Source organism: Elusimicrobiaceae bacterium, from assembly GCA_017520185.1.
GTDB lineage: Bacteria > Elusimicrobiota > Elusimicrobia > Elusimicrobiales > Elusimicrobiaceae > Avelusimicrobium.
The window spans coordinates 195,283-210,110 of record JAFXGO010000030.1 but is presented as its reverse complement, the minus strand read 5'-3'; the positions used below and the strand labels follow the sequence as shown (position 1 = coordinate 210,110).

Here is a 14,828-nt window from a genome sequence, read left to right as displayed (position 1 = left end):
AAAGAGTCGGCTGGGGGCAGGTCTTTTATGCTAACAAACTGCGTTTGGTAATTCATTATTGGCCGATGGCCTGATAACCGTGTATTTCCACCCACACATTGCCTTGTTCGTCAAAGACATAGGCATCATGTAAGGTTTTTCCATCAGCAGTTAACCCTTTAAAACGGCCATAAAGGTATAACTTTTGAGGAGGAACTTCCCGATGGAAAACGGCTATTTCTTTGATACCGTCGGGCAAGGTCATCTTGTTTTCAATGGCCATATCTCTAAATCCACAACATTGGAAAGCCGCTTCAATAAGCATGGGATTGGCCAACAAGGTCTTCTCTGCATCGCTCCATTGAGGGCGCGGCGTCGTGTTGTAGAGCGCCAAAGAACTTTCTTTATCGGCTTTTAAAATGCCGCCTAATACCTGAAAGCTGGGACCATGAAAATATTTTTTATAAATTTCTTCTTTGCTGATTTGCGGCAAAGCCAACGTGTCTAATTGAATCTGGTCTTTAACTTCCTTCCACGTAGACACAAAACCGCTTGCTAAAGATTTAGCCGTAAAGTGACGGCGGGTATTACCCATTTTAATACCTTTGCTGTTAATGAAGTCGGATTCAATTTCCATAGAAATTTCACCGTTTTCATTTTTACCGATTACACGCACTGCTTGCGGACGATTACGCAAAAGTTTAATAGGCAAGAAGAAATGCACATCTTTCAACCCTTGCGGTACCTGACCGCTCAAAGCAGTAGCCGTTTCAACAAAAGTTTCTATCCCCATCACTCCGGGCACGTACGGAGTACCTTCTATGGCGTGATCAGCCAAATAAGGGTCCGATTCTAAATTAAATTCTTTTTCCGTATGAATCTCTTGATCGGTTTGAGAAACGACCTTGCTCAAAAAATGATTGGCCTTGCTAGGATCCGGTTGAATAGCAGCAGGCGTTTCTTCGCTCTTTACCGGAGCGGAAGGACCACCGTTTCCTTTATCGGAATCGTCAGACTCAGGGGTATTATTTCCCCCCTGAGGCACGATTTCGTCCATATCCAAGCGAAGTTGATGGTCCCAATCCAACAGGCCCAAAGAGCCCGTCAATACAATTTCAGGCACATCTCCGTATACAATTTCATCTAAGAAAATTTGCATACCGTCTTCGGGATCTACAAAATCCACTCCGTTGGAACGCAAGAACGTTTCCACACCGGCTCTTACACCCATACCGACATTCTTATAAGCACTCATCGCCACAGAAATAGCACGATAGCCCTGATTGCTCAAAGAAAGTGCGGACTTGGCCAAGTAATCATTGGCAGAGGCATAATCGCTTTGTCCCAAATTGCCGTATTTACCGGCGATAGAAGATGCAAAAGCAAAGAAGCCGCCATTACGAACGATATTATTTTCCAAGAACGTCACAAAGCTGCTGGCTTTTACGTCAAAGATGCGGTAATATTCGGCCGGATCTTTGTCATAAATCAGTTTAGAGCGTTCCAAACCGGCAAAGTGAATCAGTCCGTCCACGCGGCCATTTCTGGCTTTGATTTTGGTGCAGACTTCTTTAACCATAGAGCTGTTCAACACGTCACAATGGTAATATTCCACTTCGCTTCCCAACTCACGCAATTTCTGCAAGTTATTGTATAAGGTAATGGAATCTTTCACTTTACCAAAAGCACGTTCCAACAAAACAGGTGTTGCTTTTTGAGTCGTATCGGCTTTTAATTCTTCCCACATTTGCTTCTTCAATGCGGCCAGTTCTGCCTCATTCATAGAAGCCCAAAGAGGCGTTTTCTCTTGGATTTCAATAATATCCAAGACAATAATTTTGCTCTTGTACTGAGCGGCCAATTTTTGACTCAACATCGCTCCGATTCCGCGTCCGGCACCGGTAAAGATTACTGTTTTGCCAGCTAAGTCAAAGCGTTTTACGCTGCGGTCCAAGCGCACCGGCACTGATAAAATAGTGCTGCGTTCTCCACCGCGAGTACCCACCATCAAGCGCATATCTCCATGTAATACTTCTTCCATCGTTTTTTGCGCCATTTCATCGGGGGTAGCCGTATTTTCAAAATCTAAGAGTTTACCCAAAGCACCCGTACGTTCGTAAACGTCTTTGCGGAAACAGGTCATCCCTCCACACAAAGCACCGGTAATCGGATTAAACTCATCTTTGGTGGTGTAGCCGAAGTTGCCGTCAATTTTGGTATTTACCACAAAGAAGGTATCGGCATCGGTACGGTTGCTCATCGCACGTTCAAAAACACGCAAAGCAATAAACAAAGGCATGACATACTTAGTCAGTTCACCATGCGTGCTAACTTTTTTGTCAAATTTTTTCACGCTGGCACCCAACAAATATACAATACCTTGAATGTTCGGATCTTCGGAAGCATATTCTTTCAACGCTGCTTCCGTTTCTTCATAAGATTCCCAATTTACAATCGTCGTGTTTTTGCTGCGGGTCTTAAGGGTGGTAAATACGTGCGTTTTAACCCCTAATTCCTTAAATTCTTCTTGATAAGCCTTAATCAGCTGAGAATTATCTGCAAAAATGAGTACGGTACGATCTTTAGACAGATGTCGATTGACACGTTCTGTCAACGGAGCAGGGGCCACCACCGTCACACTGCGCAGTTTCTTTTCGTGGCAGTGTTCTCCGGCATATCCTTCCCGTTCCGGACGTTCGGCCAAAGAAGTGTTCTCCTTAATTTCACCTGTCGGATTGGTGGTCAACATTTCTTCAGAAGGTTTGTTCACCTGATCAGCCGCCGGTACGGCATCGGCTAATTTGGTGACTTTGATAACAGGCAAAGCATTTTCTTCTTCCGTCACCGCAGATTGAGCAAGCGTCGGCTCAACGGGAGCTTCCGTCACCGCAGACGTTTCTTCCGCTACGGAAGATTGGTTGACTGCCGTACTGCTTAATACAAACTTAATACAATGGCGAATGGTCGGATAATCTTTTAATTGGATACCGTCTTGTTGCGCGACGGCATAGTGTTCGCGCATAGCAGCAAACAATTCTGCTTGCTTAACTGTATCTATACCCAAATCCGCTTCCATGTCTAAATCTAAGTCCAACATGTCTTCCGGATACCCTGTCTTTTCAGCCACCATTGACACTACTTCTTTCGTCACTGTAGCTTCATCTAAAGCAACTACGGCTTTAGCAGCAGGGGCTACTTCCGCCACAGGGGCTTGTACAGGCTCCACTACCGCAGCAGGGGCTACTTCAGGAGCAGTCACCACAGGGGTTTGTTCCGCTACCGCTTGTACAGGGGCGGCTTGCTCCGCAGGCACTTGCTCGGCGCTTTGACCGGCATTGGCTAAAGCATATTTAATGATGGAGCGAATCGTCGGATAATCTTTTAATTGCACGCCTTCTTGACGGGCAATTTGGTATTTCTCACGCATAATCGCAAACAATTCTGCTTGCTTAACCGTATCTATACCTAAATCCGCTTCCATGTCTAAATCTAAGTCCAACATGTCTTCCGGATACCCTGTCTTTTCGGAGACGATGTTCAAAATTTCTTTTGTCACGTCTTCTTCTGTCAGGCTCGGTAAGACTGCCACAGGTTCTACCACCGCAGCAGGGGCAACTTCAGGAGCAGTCACCACAGGGGCTTGCTCCGCTACCGCTTGTACAGGGGCGGCTTGCTCCGCAGGCTCTTGCGCTACAGAAGCAACAGCTTTGGCCGGCTTTACTTTATCTACAAAAGCTTGGGATCCTTCCATCACTAAAGCCGGTTTGACACCGTGTTTATAGTTATCTTTAATGCGCAAGGTATTTTGTACTACTTCCAATACAGGATCTTCTTGTCCGGAAATTTCTTTCAGCCAAGATTGATGCTGCGCGGCATCGGAGATACGATCCTGTCCCACTTGCCAAGATCTTTCCAACAAGGTCATACCTACTTGAGAGCCAAATCCGGCCGCCAAGTGCAAGGCATATTTAAAATCATAATGACCACCCTTGCTTAAATTAATTCCGGCAAGTTCGGGGTCAGCTTCTTGGAAATTGGCAATCGGCGGTACAAGGCCCGTATTTAAGCAACGTACGGCGATAGCATCTTCCAAGCCGGCGCCCATAGAGTGACCGGTAAAACCTTTGGTATTGCTGACGATAACGCTACCCACGTCCGCACCAAAAGTGCTCTTTAACGCATAAGCTTCCGCGCTGGCAGAACCGCCACGAGCAGGAGTATAGGTTTCATGAGAAATAAATACTAATTGTTTAGCGATATCAGAGCGGTTTAAGCCATATTCTTTTTCAGCCGTAGCTACCAAACGGTCCATGACTTGAGCCATGTGGTTTACGTCGATACGAGTCACATGGAAACCGCTATTGGCAATTTCTGCATTTAACAATTTGGCCAGTGGCTTCATACCGCGTTTAATAACTTCTGCTTCTTCTTCTACCACCAAAGATACCGCACCCATACCTACAATCATTCCATTGCGGCGACGATCAAACGGCAAAGCGGCTTTGGCCACTTCGGCTTCGGTTGTAGCAGCACCGGAGGCGAGGAAGGCCGTCAAAATCCATTCAGCCACATTATCATTGCTGATATCATCGGCACTGATGACAATCACACGTTTACAACGGCCCAACTTAATCCAGTCTTGAGCAATTGCAATGGCTTGAGCAGTAGAGGCACAAGCAGCACTCATTGCCGTAGCTGGTCCGCGAGCGCGAATCCATTGACAGAAATGAGAGTGAGCAATCGCAATGGTTTTCAAGATAAATTCAGAAGTAAAGGCTTGCGGTTCTACTTCCTTGTCTTTAAAGTTTTCGTTATACCAATTTTCAATCTCCGCTTTTAAAGCAGGGTCAGAAATTTGGGCAATAAATTTATCACAGAAAGCGCGAACTTCTTTGGCCGTTTTATTGTTGAGCAGACCCGACACCCGTTTGGTCAAATCCCCCATCATACTATTGGCTACGGGGAATGCGGAGGTAAAAATTACACCCGTTTCATCAATCATGTCCGCCGGCAAGCCCCAACGATCCGGCAAATAACCGCCCGTAGAGGTAGGTTTGTAATAGAGTACCAACGGAATGCCGGCATCTTTCAAAGCCAAAATACCCGCAGCAATAGCCAATTGGAAACTGCGATCCATAGAGCGCACCCATTTGGCAGGTAAACCAAATTCTTTTTCCAGGTCAAAAGCACCGCCTTTGGCAGCTAATTTAATGGCCTGAGTCGGAGAAGTTAAGCGTTCAAAACGATGATTACCGTCTGGTGATTTAACAACAAACTCTACATGTTTATCAATTTGTTGTTGTTGAATTTCCGGGCTGACGGACTCAATCATATTGCGACCGGATAAAATTTCGTCTAAGATTCCTTCACGAAATACTTTATCCCAACTACCGGGACCACCCGCAGAAATACCGCTGATAACAATATCTTTATGATAACAGACAGCGTCTTTGGCTTGTGTCTGGCAAGGTTTTTCCTCGACAGGAGTTTGCGCCGGAGTTTGCACTTTTTCAATTGATACAGTGGTGGCAGGGTTCACCCATTTAGCAAAGGCCGGGTTATAGCAAGAATTGTTGCCTGCCATATCCGTACCGGTCCAATCAATAGCAATGCCGGAGGAAATCAAATTAGCAAACAAATCGTTGAATTCTGTAATACCGCCCTTTTTCGGGTGGTTGGAAGCCAATACACGAATATCTTTTTTATCAGATAAGGTGTTGGTGGCTAAAGCACTAAGCACGCGTTTGGGACCACATTCCACAAACAAGCGAACGCCGGATTCATAAGTGGTTTTGAGTTGTTTAATCCATTCTACGGAATGAGCAATTTGCGTCACCATCAAATCCTTAATTTTTTCCGGATCATTGGGATAGAATTCCGCCGTCACGTTCGTGGTAATCGGCATTTTGGGAGAGTGGAACTCTAACGTATCCAAGAAGGCACGATACTGCGGCATGGCAGGGCGGATAATTTCGGAATGGAACGCATGGGAAACAGGGATCTGTACCGCTTGAATGCCCATATTGGTAAACATAACAATAGCATCATCAACGGCCTTGCTGGCACCGGCAATAACGGTTTGAGTCGGGCAGTTTTTATTGGCTACGGCTACATAACCGTTAATACGTTTAAGTTCCGGAGCCACCTGTTCAGCCGGAGCAGCCACAGAGGCCATCTTACCATTATCTTCAACGCGGATTTCGGACATCACTTTACCGCGTGTACAAACAGCTTTTAAACCATTTTCAAAATCAAAAATACCGGCAGCTACTGCAGCGGCATATTCACCCAAACTATGCCCCATTACCACATCGGGTTTTATACCGAAGGAAGACAACAAGCGCATCATGGCAATATCCGCCGTCAACATGGCAGGCTGCGTCATTTCCGTTTTGCGAATAGCTTCTTCACGCGCGGCAATTTGCTCTTTGGTTTCGCCAGCTTTACTCCACAAAGTATCGGTTAAATTTTGACCGGAAATATTCATCAAATGGCGGTCAGCCTCGTCAAAAGTATCTTGCACCACTTTATATTTAGAGGCCAAATCTTTCATCATATCTACATATTGAGAGCCCTGTCCCGGAAACATAAAACAAACTTTCGGTTTGATTTCACTAGGAGTAAACGGATAAATTCCTTTCATTTTCAAATATAAGGAATCTTGACTCCATACGTCTTGACCGCTGGCAATTTTGATGAAAAATTCAATTTTATCTTTCAATTTTTCCGGCGATTCCACATTGATGGAAACAGCAAATTTTTGCGGTTTTTGAATATGATTTTGATAGGAAATTGAGGGTAAATAAGTCGGGTCATATTTAATGGCCAAAACGGCTTTGCCCAATTCATTAAACAACTCCTGCTTGGTCGGGGCAGAGAAAGTCAAAACATCACCTTGTATTTTTTCTCCCGGAACACGCAGCTCATAATTGTTGCTATTCATTACAGATTTCTCCTCAACAACGGGGGTAGAAATTTTTTCACAGCAGACTTTGGTTTCGGTTTCCTTTTTCAAAAGTCCGTCATTCATTTCTTCCAACGCAACGTGGAAGTTAGTACCTCCGAAGCCAAAAGCGGATACGTTGGCACGGCGCACTTTATCGGTGGTCCATTCTTCGGCCTTGGTAATCACGCGGAAAGGGCTGGTGGCCCAATCTACCGTCGGATTCGGGGTTTCAAAATTTACAGAAGGAGGCAGTACCTTATTATATAAGGCCATAGAAGTCTTGATTAAAGAAGCAATACCGGCAGCGGCTTTGGCATGACCGATTTGGCTTTTTACACTGCCCAAACCGATGGTGCCCGGTTTAGCATACGGGGAGAAAATTTCATACAATGCATTTAATTCCACCGCATCGCCTACGCGAGTGCTGGTACCATGCGCTTCCACCAGGCCCACGTCACCCGGAGTATAATCTAACTGTTCAAAGGTTTTTTCGACGGCAATTTTTTGCCCTTTCGGGTTCGGAGCGGTAATACCTTTACCTTTTCCGTCAGAAGAAGCACCTACGGCACGAATAACGGCGTATACTTTGTCGCCATCTTTTACCGCATCGCTCAAGCGTTTTAAAATCACCGTACCGGCACCTTCAGCCATTACAAAGCCATCGGCTTTGGCATCAAAGGGACACGAACCTTTTTCTGATAAGGCACCGATTTTGCAGAATTTGATGTAAGCAGAGGGAGACATCATCTGATCTACACCACCCACAATGGCCATATCAAAATTACCTTCGCGCAAACCGTTAACGGCCTGATCCACCGCAGCCAACGAAGTGGCACAAGCAGCATCTACGGTAAAGTTGGTACCGTGCACGTCAAATACATTGGCCAAACGACCGGCGATAACATTGGGTAATTCTCCCGGCATAGTATCTTCGGTAATCGGCGTGTATTTCTGACGGAAACTTTCGTCCATTTCCGCCATCATCTGCTTTTCGGCTTGCGGTGTAAGAGATTTGTAAACTTGGGTTTCTTTTAAAATTTCATAAAAGAACGGCTTGTTTAAGCGAGTATTGGATTTTTCATTTTTCATACCGCCTAAAGAGTTCCCCACGATAACGGCACAACGGTTGCGATCAAATTCTTTTTTATCATAACCGCTATCTTCCAAAGCCATGCGGGTGGTTTCAATGGCTAAGCATTGTACCGTATCCATTTGCTTGGCAATTTGAGGTGGAATGCGGTATTGAATGGAGTTAAATTTAAATTCTTGAGGAATAAATCCGCCGATGGTGGAATAAAGTTTATCTTCGGCTTTATGATCGGGGCTGTAAAAAAGAGCAGGATCCCAATAAGATTTAGGTACTTCTGTAATGCAATATTTACCAGATTGAATGTTGTTCCAGAACTCGTCTTTACTTAAAGCTCCGGGCATGATGGCGCCAATGCCGACGATAGCAATAGGCTCTTTGGTTTTATTGTTCATTTTGTCTCCCGAGTTTTTGGTAAAACTCTATATATGGATATATTATATTAAATTTGGGGGATACAAGACCATTTTAAAACCTTTTTTTAAATTTTTTATTTTCCAAAAATTAAGTCAACAAATTAGATTTTATTTTTTTGAACTTATTTTTTAAAACACAAAAACAAAAAACCCGCTTTTTAAAAAGCGGGTTTTGCAAAATCGGCACCTTTTTTACTTTTCTTTCTTTTCCGATAATTTGATATTTTCCAATTCTTCAATCAGACTCAGCAAAGTCGGTTGCAATTTTGTGATATATTCTTGCTCAAAAGTGGAAATGCGCTGTTCCATACGGGCTACCAATTTGCCCATTTCGGCATTATTTTTATCCTGCGCTAATTTTTGTTCTTCTAAACGATAATGCAATTCTTTCACTTTTTCTTTCAAATCAGCCACTTCCAAGGCAGATGTATTTTGCAAAGAACTCAAAATCGAAGCGCGAGAAGCAAAGGCAGGTTTTGCCACCGTCATCACCGTCAAATCTTCTACCGGGCAATCCAAATCCGTTTCACGTACCAATGCGGCACGATATTTTGCCGTAAAATAAAACAGCAAAACAAAACACACGACAAATCCGATTAATTGAAAAAGTAAAGCGTTTAGCATATACATTATATTATCATATTTTATATGGAAAAGGAGATTTTTTCTCTCTCTTTGCAAACTTGCAAAGCACAGAAAGTGCAAGAAACATCAAAAAGATATACAATGTAAGTAATGGACGAAACCTTAATTACCACTCTTTTTGACCAATTTTCTGCCGGACGAGCTCCGGACAAGACCGATTTTAATGCTTCAAAAATGTTTTCTTTATTAGAAGACCCTTTCGGTATTTGGTGTTCCTTTCATGCTCCGCAAGCAAGTGCCGTTCACGAATTAAACCGTTATGAAAATTTAAAAGTTCGCACAGATAGAAACAACCGCGATATTTGGATTAAAAACCATTTTCCGGGTGTGGAATTTATTCGTGCCGAAAATGAAACGGATCGATTTAAATACACCTTACGCGCTATGGCAGAGGGAAAGCCGGCCATCGCCAATGCCGTTTTATGGAATTTGCCGCAAAACGTATACGGAAGTATCAATCTTTTACAGCGCATTGATGAGGGAAAAAGTATCTTCGGGCCGTATCATTACCGCATTGTTCAGTTTAAACGTGCCCATGATTTAAAAGAGCACTACGCATTGCAAGTTTCTTTACTTAATCACATTTTATCCGATATTCAAAAATATACCTGCCGGTATACCAGAGTGGAATTAAAAACCAAAACGGTGCAAGTGGATTATTTAGATCACGAACAGAGGCTATTGCGTGAATTAAACTACTTTGGCATGATTGCCAGCGGCAAAGTCCGCCCCGAAGCACACAAGCCACCCAAAGCTGCCAATCCGCCCTGGCGTATATATGCCAACAAGGTAGTGGCGGAAAGTAAAGATTTGCAAATGTTGCCTGCTTTAAGTGCCGAAATGCGTCAATGTCTGCGCATTTACGGCATGAACACGACCGATGACGTAGCCCGCTTCGGATTGGAAAAATTGCGCACTCTGTTGGAAGAACCGTTTGCCACCGATGCTTATTACAATTCTGTTGCTTATTTGCATAATAAACCGGTACTAAAAGAGGAGGGGCATTTTCCCCCACCTGCTAAAAAACATAATTTATACTTTGATTTTGAAGCCACTGAAACCTTTACCAAAGATAATGTTTCTTTTGTGTACTTAATTGGTCTTTGGGACAAAGAAGAAGACAAATATGTTTCTTTCGTAGCCAAGACACCGCAAGAAGAAATTAAGATTTTTGAACAGTTTTACGACTATATAAAAGATCCCGACAATACTGTCCTCTATCATTGGACGGAATATGAAGCCAAAAAAATGCGAAAAATGGCCCAAGAAAACAAACATGACGAACAAAAACTTAACCGTTTGGTCAGCCTGTGTTTTGATTTAAAAGTGGCTGCGCAAAAAGCCTTCTATCTGCCGGCTCCAAGTTTTTCATTAAAAGCGGCGGCACCAGCTTTTGGCTTTAATTGGAGACAAGATGATTGTGGTGCAATGGACAGTATGGTTTATTTTACCAATTGGCTTAAAACAGGTAATGAGGAACTGCTTAATAAAGTACTCATGTACAACGAAGATGACTGCAAAGCCATGCTGTATTTGGAAGAAAAATTAAAATCAACCGAAATCTTAAAATTAAAATGAACCAGGAATTCAACACATTAAAAGAATGTTTGCAAACAGCCGGCAAAATAGCACGCCGTCATTTGGGCAAAGTGGGCTTTGACCTTAAGGCCAAAGCCAATCTGGTCACTCAGGCAGATGTGGCCTGTCAAAATGCTATTTTAAAAATCATTAAAAAAAATTTTCCCCATCATGATTTTTTAGCAGAGGAAAACGGTTTAAAAAATACCGGTTCGGATTATAAATGGATTGTTGATCCTATTGATGGAACCACCAACTTTGCACACAGTATGCCACATTTCTCCGTTTCGGTAGCATTGGCTTATAAAAATGACATCATTTTAGGCGGAGTATACGATGTGTGCATGGACGAAATGTTTTTAGCTCGCAAAGGGAAAGGGGCCAGCTTAAACGGTAAAAAAATACACGTTTCATCTGTTAAAAAACTAGAAAACGCTTTATTAGTGACCGGTTTTCCCTATGTTAGAGAAAAACGCATGAAATCTCTTTTAAACCGTTTTGAAAAATTTATCCTTTCATGTCATGATATTCGTCGCTTAGGTTCAGCTGCGCTGGATATGTGTTGGGTAGCGGCAGGGAGATTTGACGGATATTGGGAAGACTCTTTAAATCCGTGGGACATCGCAGCCGGAAAACTGATTTTAGAAGAAGCCGGTGGCAAAGTGACGGACTATCAAAATAAAAAGTGGAAATTATTGGAAGATTTCGGACGTCAAACTTTAGCAACAAATGGTAAAATCCATCACGAAATGTTTGATATAATAAAAGAAGATGCATGCGGCGAACATCAAAATGCTTCGCCTATGGAAGTACAGGTTTGATAAGAGGATTACATCATGTCTATCAGTGTCGTCAAACAATATAGTATTTTTATACCGAATGAACCGGGTGCATTAAAAAAATTTGCCAGTTTATTCACGCAGGAAAAAACGAATATGATTGCCATTTCTCAGGACGTTCGTTTTGATTCCGCTATTGTGCGCGCTGCCGTAAATTATAATTCCAATGTTAGCCATGCGTTAACAAAAGCCGGATATACCAGCGTAAAAACAGACGCCATTTGTATAGAAACGCCGGACCGTTTGGGTGTGGTGACGGATATCGGAGATGTGCTTCACAAGAAAAATATCAATATCACCACCATTTACGGGGCCTGTTGCAATCATGGCCACGCACGCTTTATTATTGTGGTGAGTGACATTGCCCAAGCACTCAATGCTTTAGAAAGTTCCGGATTATTTTAAGATATATCAAGAAATCCCCTGCTCAAAGCAGGGGATTTTTATTTTAATCTAATTAATTTTTGATTCTTGCAAATATTTTCCTTTCTGCTATACTGATGATATGAACCCTCGTCCACAGCATTGATTTCAGCCAAAATGTTGCGCGCAAGGACGCAACCGATCAGGGGATAAACGGGGGAGCAGGGGAGATATGAGTTTGCTGGTGAGGACAAACTGGTATCTCTCCCTGATTTAGAAGGATCACCTCATCAAAAAACCGCGCCTTTTAGCGCGGTTTTTTAAATTATTTCATTCTTTGTTTGCGGTCTTTGAGTTCTTTTTTCCAACGTTTCTTGGCCAATTTATGCCTTCGTTCAGCCTCTCCGCTTAAAATTTCGTCTACACGACGTGCCTTTACTTCGGGCAAATGTTGCTCTTGTTCTTGCAGTTTTTTCTCCCATTGGAGCAAGTTTTCTTTCTCTGCCGATATACGCTCTTTAGACCACGCTATACTTTCATCCGTCGCTTGAGAAACAATTTCTGACAAACGGGTTTTAATTTGAGACTTTTGTTCTGCAGATGCCTTGCGATATTTTTTAACCAATTTTCGGATTTCTTTATTGCGTTGTTTAAATAGTTTTTTTCTTTGTGATTGTGTCACAACGGCAGGATCCTTTTTTTCTTCTTGGATCTGTTGGGTTTCATTCGCACGCAAACAAACACCTATCAAAGAAAACAAAAAAATTAAAAATATTTTTTTCATTTTTTCTCCTTATTTCACAGATTCGTCTATTACACCGGCTTCTGCAAAACCACGAGCACGCAATTTACAAGAGTCACAATAACCGCAAGGTTTATCCCCCCCATTATAGCAACTCCAGGTTAACGCAAAAGGCACCCCAAGTTTATGGCCTAGTTTTACGATATCGGCCTTACTTAAGTCCATCAACGGTGCCAACACCTCCACACCTTGATTTACTCCTCGTTCCGTACCTCTGTTAATGGCTTCTGCTACAGACTTAAAAAACATCGGGGTACAATCGGGATAACCGGAAAAATCAATCGCGTTTGGTCCTGCCACGATTGCATCGGCATGCAAAGAATCCATTAAAGAAGCGGCAATAGAGAGAAACACCAAGTTTCTGCCCGGCACATAGGTAGAAGGGATTTTGCCGCTTTCTATTTCTTCTATAGGCAAATCCGGTATTTCTTGTTTACTATCCACCAAAGAACTGCTGGAAAGCCACGGAAAATCAAGTGTCACAAAATGTTGTTTCACGCCGAGTTTATTGGCTATTTCTTTGGCGGCACGCACCTCTCTCTCATGTTTTTGGCCATAAGAAACGGTTAAAGTTTCGCACTCATATCCCTGATTTAAAGCCCAGTACAAACAGGTGGTACTGTCTAATCCGCCGGAAAATAAAACAATTGCTTTCTTTTTCTGCATATTAAAAACCGATACTGTTATTCAAAGCGGCTTCCACTTCAAAATCTTGCATGGCTTTTTTATCCGCTTCCGTTAAATTATCCCCATATTTCAGGGCATAAATAATGAGAGTCACCTTCGGGTTGGGGGCTCCGTCTTCGCCACTGTTATACTGTCCCAAAAACATAGCATCACCGCCTTTGGAAGCCACAAACTTCCGCCCGCGCTGTACACCGCGTTTTAAACTGTCCCGATCCGGCTCTAAATTTTTAATACGTAAAAGGCCCAAGTTGCCGTATGGACGACGGATTTGGTCTCTATCGGTAAAAATTTCAATATCTGCTGCTAATGTCGGCTCAAACTCCGGCCCTATGGGAATCCAATCCAAATTGGCTTGATTTAAAGTAGCACAAGCGCTCAATAATGTGCAAAAAAACGATAAAACAAATATTTTTTTCATTTCTTCCTCCTAATTTCTAGACGCTAATTGCCCACAAGCAGCACTGATGTCATTGCCCATACTTTTACGAATCGTCACACCGATATTCATGGCTTTTAAAGATTCGGCCATTTCCTGAACGGCACGATCATCGGTTTTGCAACCGCGCCCCAAATTACAAGCAATCAAATTAACGTGTAGCAAATAACTAAACTTACTATCTTTGATCCATTTGCCCAATTTACGAATATGCTCCGGTCTGTTATTCACTCCGTCAATAACGGCATATTCCAAAAACACTTGTCTTCCCGTCAGAGCCAAATATTCATCAAGCGCTTTTTGCAATTCTTCCAAATCATAGCGTCTGTTTACGGGCATCAGTTTACTGCGTTCATCATTGTCGGCATTGTGCAGAGAGACTGCCAAATTAACTTGAGGCAAATCCACCGCCAATTTATGCAATTTGTCTGCAATGCCGGAAGTGGAAATGGAAATATGACGCGCACCGATATTCAAGAAATCGGGATTGGTCAAATTTTGCACTGCTTTGACACAGTTTAAGTAGTTAACCAACGGCTCTCCCATTCCCATAAATACTACATGAGAAATACGATCACCGATTTTTTCTTTTTTTACATACTGAAACCACATCAGCACCTGATCAGCTATTTCTTCTTCCGTCAAATCTCGTTTAAAACCCATACGTCCGGTACTGCAGAAACTGCACTTCATCGCGCAACCCACTTGCGTCGATACACAAACACTCCAACCGTCATGCGGTTTTAAAAGAACTGTTTCAATCAGCAGGCCGTCTTTAAGTTTTAAAAGTGCTTTGGCCACGCGGTCCTGCTCCGAAAACACCATTTTCTTGACGGTAAAACTTAAAATAGGACGCTCTTTTTCCAATTTTTCGCGCAAATCGGCCGGAAGGGTAGTAGCCTCCGTCCAAGAAGAAATCCCATTTTTATATACGGCATCTTTTACCTGAGAAATGCGGTAATTGGGCAAACCGGCATCTTTAACAAATTGTTTAACGTATTCAAAATTCATTTCTTTTTTCCTAAATGAAGTTAGCATTATTTTATCATT

Annotated in this window: 9 protein-coding genes; 3 read left to right on the top strand and 6 right to left on the bottom strand. The window is 42.8% G+C overall.

Going from position 1 to position 14,828, the window contains the following annotated elements; translation table 11 throughout:
- Positions 1-55: 55 nt before the first annotated feature.
- Both IKL48_05880 and IKL48_05875 read right to left on the bottom strand, forming a co-directional pair.
- Complete coding sequence (locus IKL48_05880; protein MBR3604180.1) at positions 56-8,407, bottom strand: SDR family NAD(P)-dependent oxidoreductase; 8,352 nt, start codon at positions 8,405-8,407, stop codon at positions 56-58.
- 213 nt (positions 8,408-8,620) lie between these two features.
- Positions 8,621-9,052 carry a hypothetical protein gene (locus IKL48_05875; GenBank protein MBR3604179.1) on the bottom strand — a complete coding sequence of 144 codons (432 nt, stop codon included), beginning with the start codon at positions 9,050-9,052 and terminating at the stop codon, positions 8,621-8,623.
- A 111-nt stretch (positions 9,053-9,163) separates the two neighbouring features.
- Here IKL48_05875 and IKL48_05870 point away from each other — a divergent pair, with 111 nt between their 5' ends.
- Genes IKL48_05870 through IKL48_05860 form a run of 3 tightly spaced genes read left to right on the top strand, consistent with a single transcriptional unit; the run spans position 9,164 to position 11,895 of the window.
- Positions 9,164-10,651 carry a TM0106 family RecB-like putative nuclease gene (locus IKL48_05870; GenBank protein ID MBR3604178.1) on the top strand — a complete coding sequence of 496 codons (1,488 nt, stop codon included), beginning with the start codon at positions 9,164-9,166 and terminating at the stop codon, positions 10,649-10,651.
- On the top strand, positions 10,648-11,472 hold the full coding sequence (locus IKL48_05865) for an inositol monophosphatase (protein MBR3604177.1): 825 nt from the start codon (positions 10,648-10,650) through the stop codon (positions 11,470-11,472). The genes IKL48_05870 and IKL48_05865 overlap by 4 nt, the downstream gene beginning before the upstream one ends.
- Positions 11,473-11,487: 15 nt before the next feature.
- Positions 11,488-11,895, top strand: coding sequence for a hypothetical protein (locus IKL48_05860; protein MBR3604176.1), 408 nt, complete (start codon positions 11,488-11,490; stop codon positions 11,893-11,895).
- 283 nt (positions 11,896-12,178) lie between these two features.
- Here IKL48_05860 and IKL48_05855 read toward each other — a convergent pair whose 3' ends face one another.
- From IKL48_05855 to rlmN, 4 genes are read right to left on the bottom strand one after another with little or no spacing between them, the layout of a single operon-like run.
- Positions 12,179-12,637: a hypothetical protein gene (locus IKL48_05855; protein ID MBR3604175.1), complete on the bottom strand. Its 459-nt coding sequence runs from the start codon at positions 12,635-12,637 to the stop codon at positions 12,179-12,181.
- A 9-nt stretch (positions 12,638-12,646) separates the two neighbouring features.
- Positions 12,647-13,321 (bottom strand): 7-cyano-7-deazaguanine synthase QueC, encoded by a 675-nt coding sequence (gene queC, locus IKL48_05850; GenBank protein MBR3604174.1) that lies wholly within the window; start codon positions 13,319-13,321, stop codon positions 12,647-12,649.
- Position 13,322: 1 nt separating this feature from the next.
- Positions 13,323-13,760 (bottom strand): hypothetical protein, encoded by a 438-nt coding sequence (locus IKL48_05845; protein ID MBR3604173.1) that lies wholly within the window; start codon positions 13,758-13,760, stop codon positions 13,323-13,325.
- A 9-nt stretch (positions 13,761-13,769) separates the two neighbouring features.
- On the bottom strand, positions 13,770-14,789 hold the full coding sequence (gene rlmN, locus IKL48_05840) for a 23S rRNA (adenine(2503)-C(2))-methyltransferase RlmN (GenBank protein MBR3604172.1): 1,020 nt from the start codon (positions 14,787-14,789) through the stop codon (positions 13,770-13,772).
- Positions 14,790-14,828: the final 39 nt, after the last annotated feature.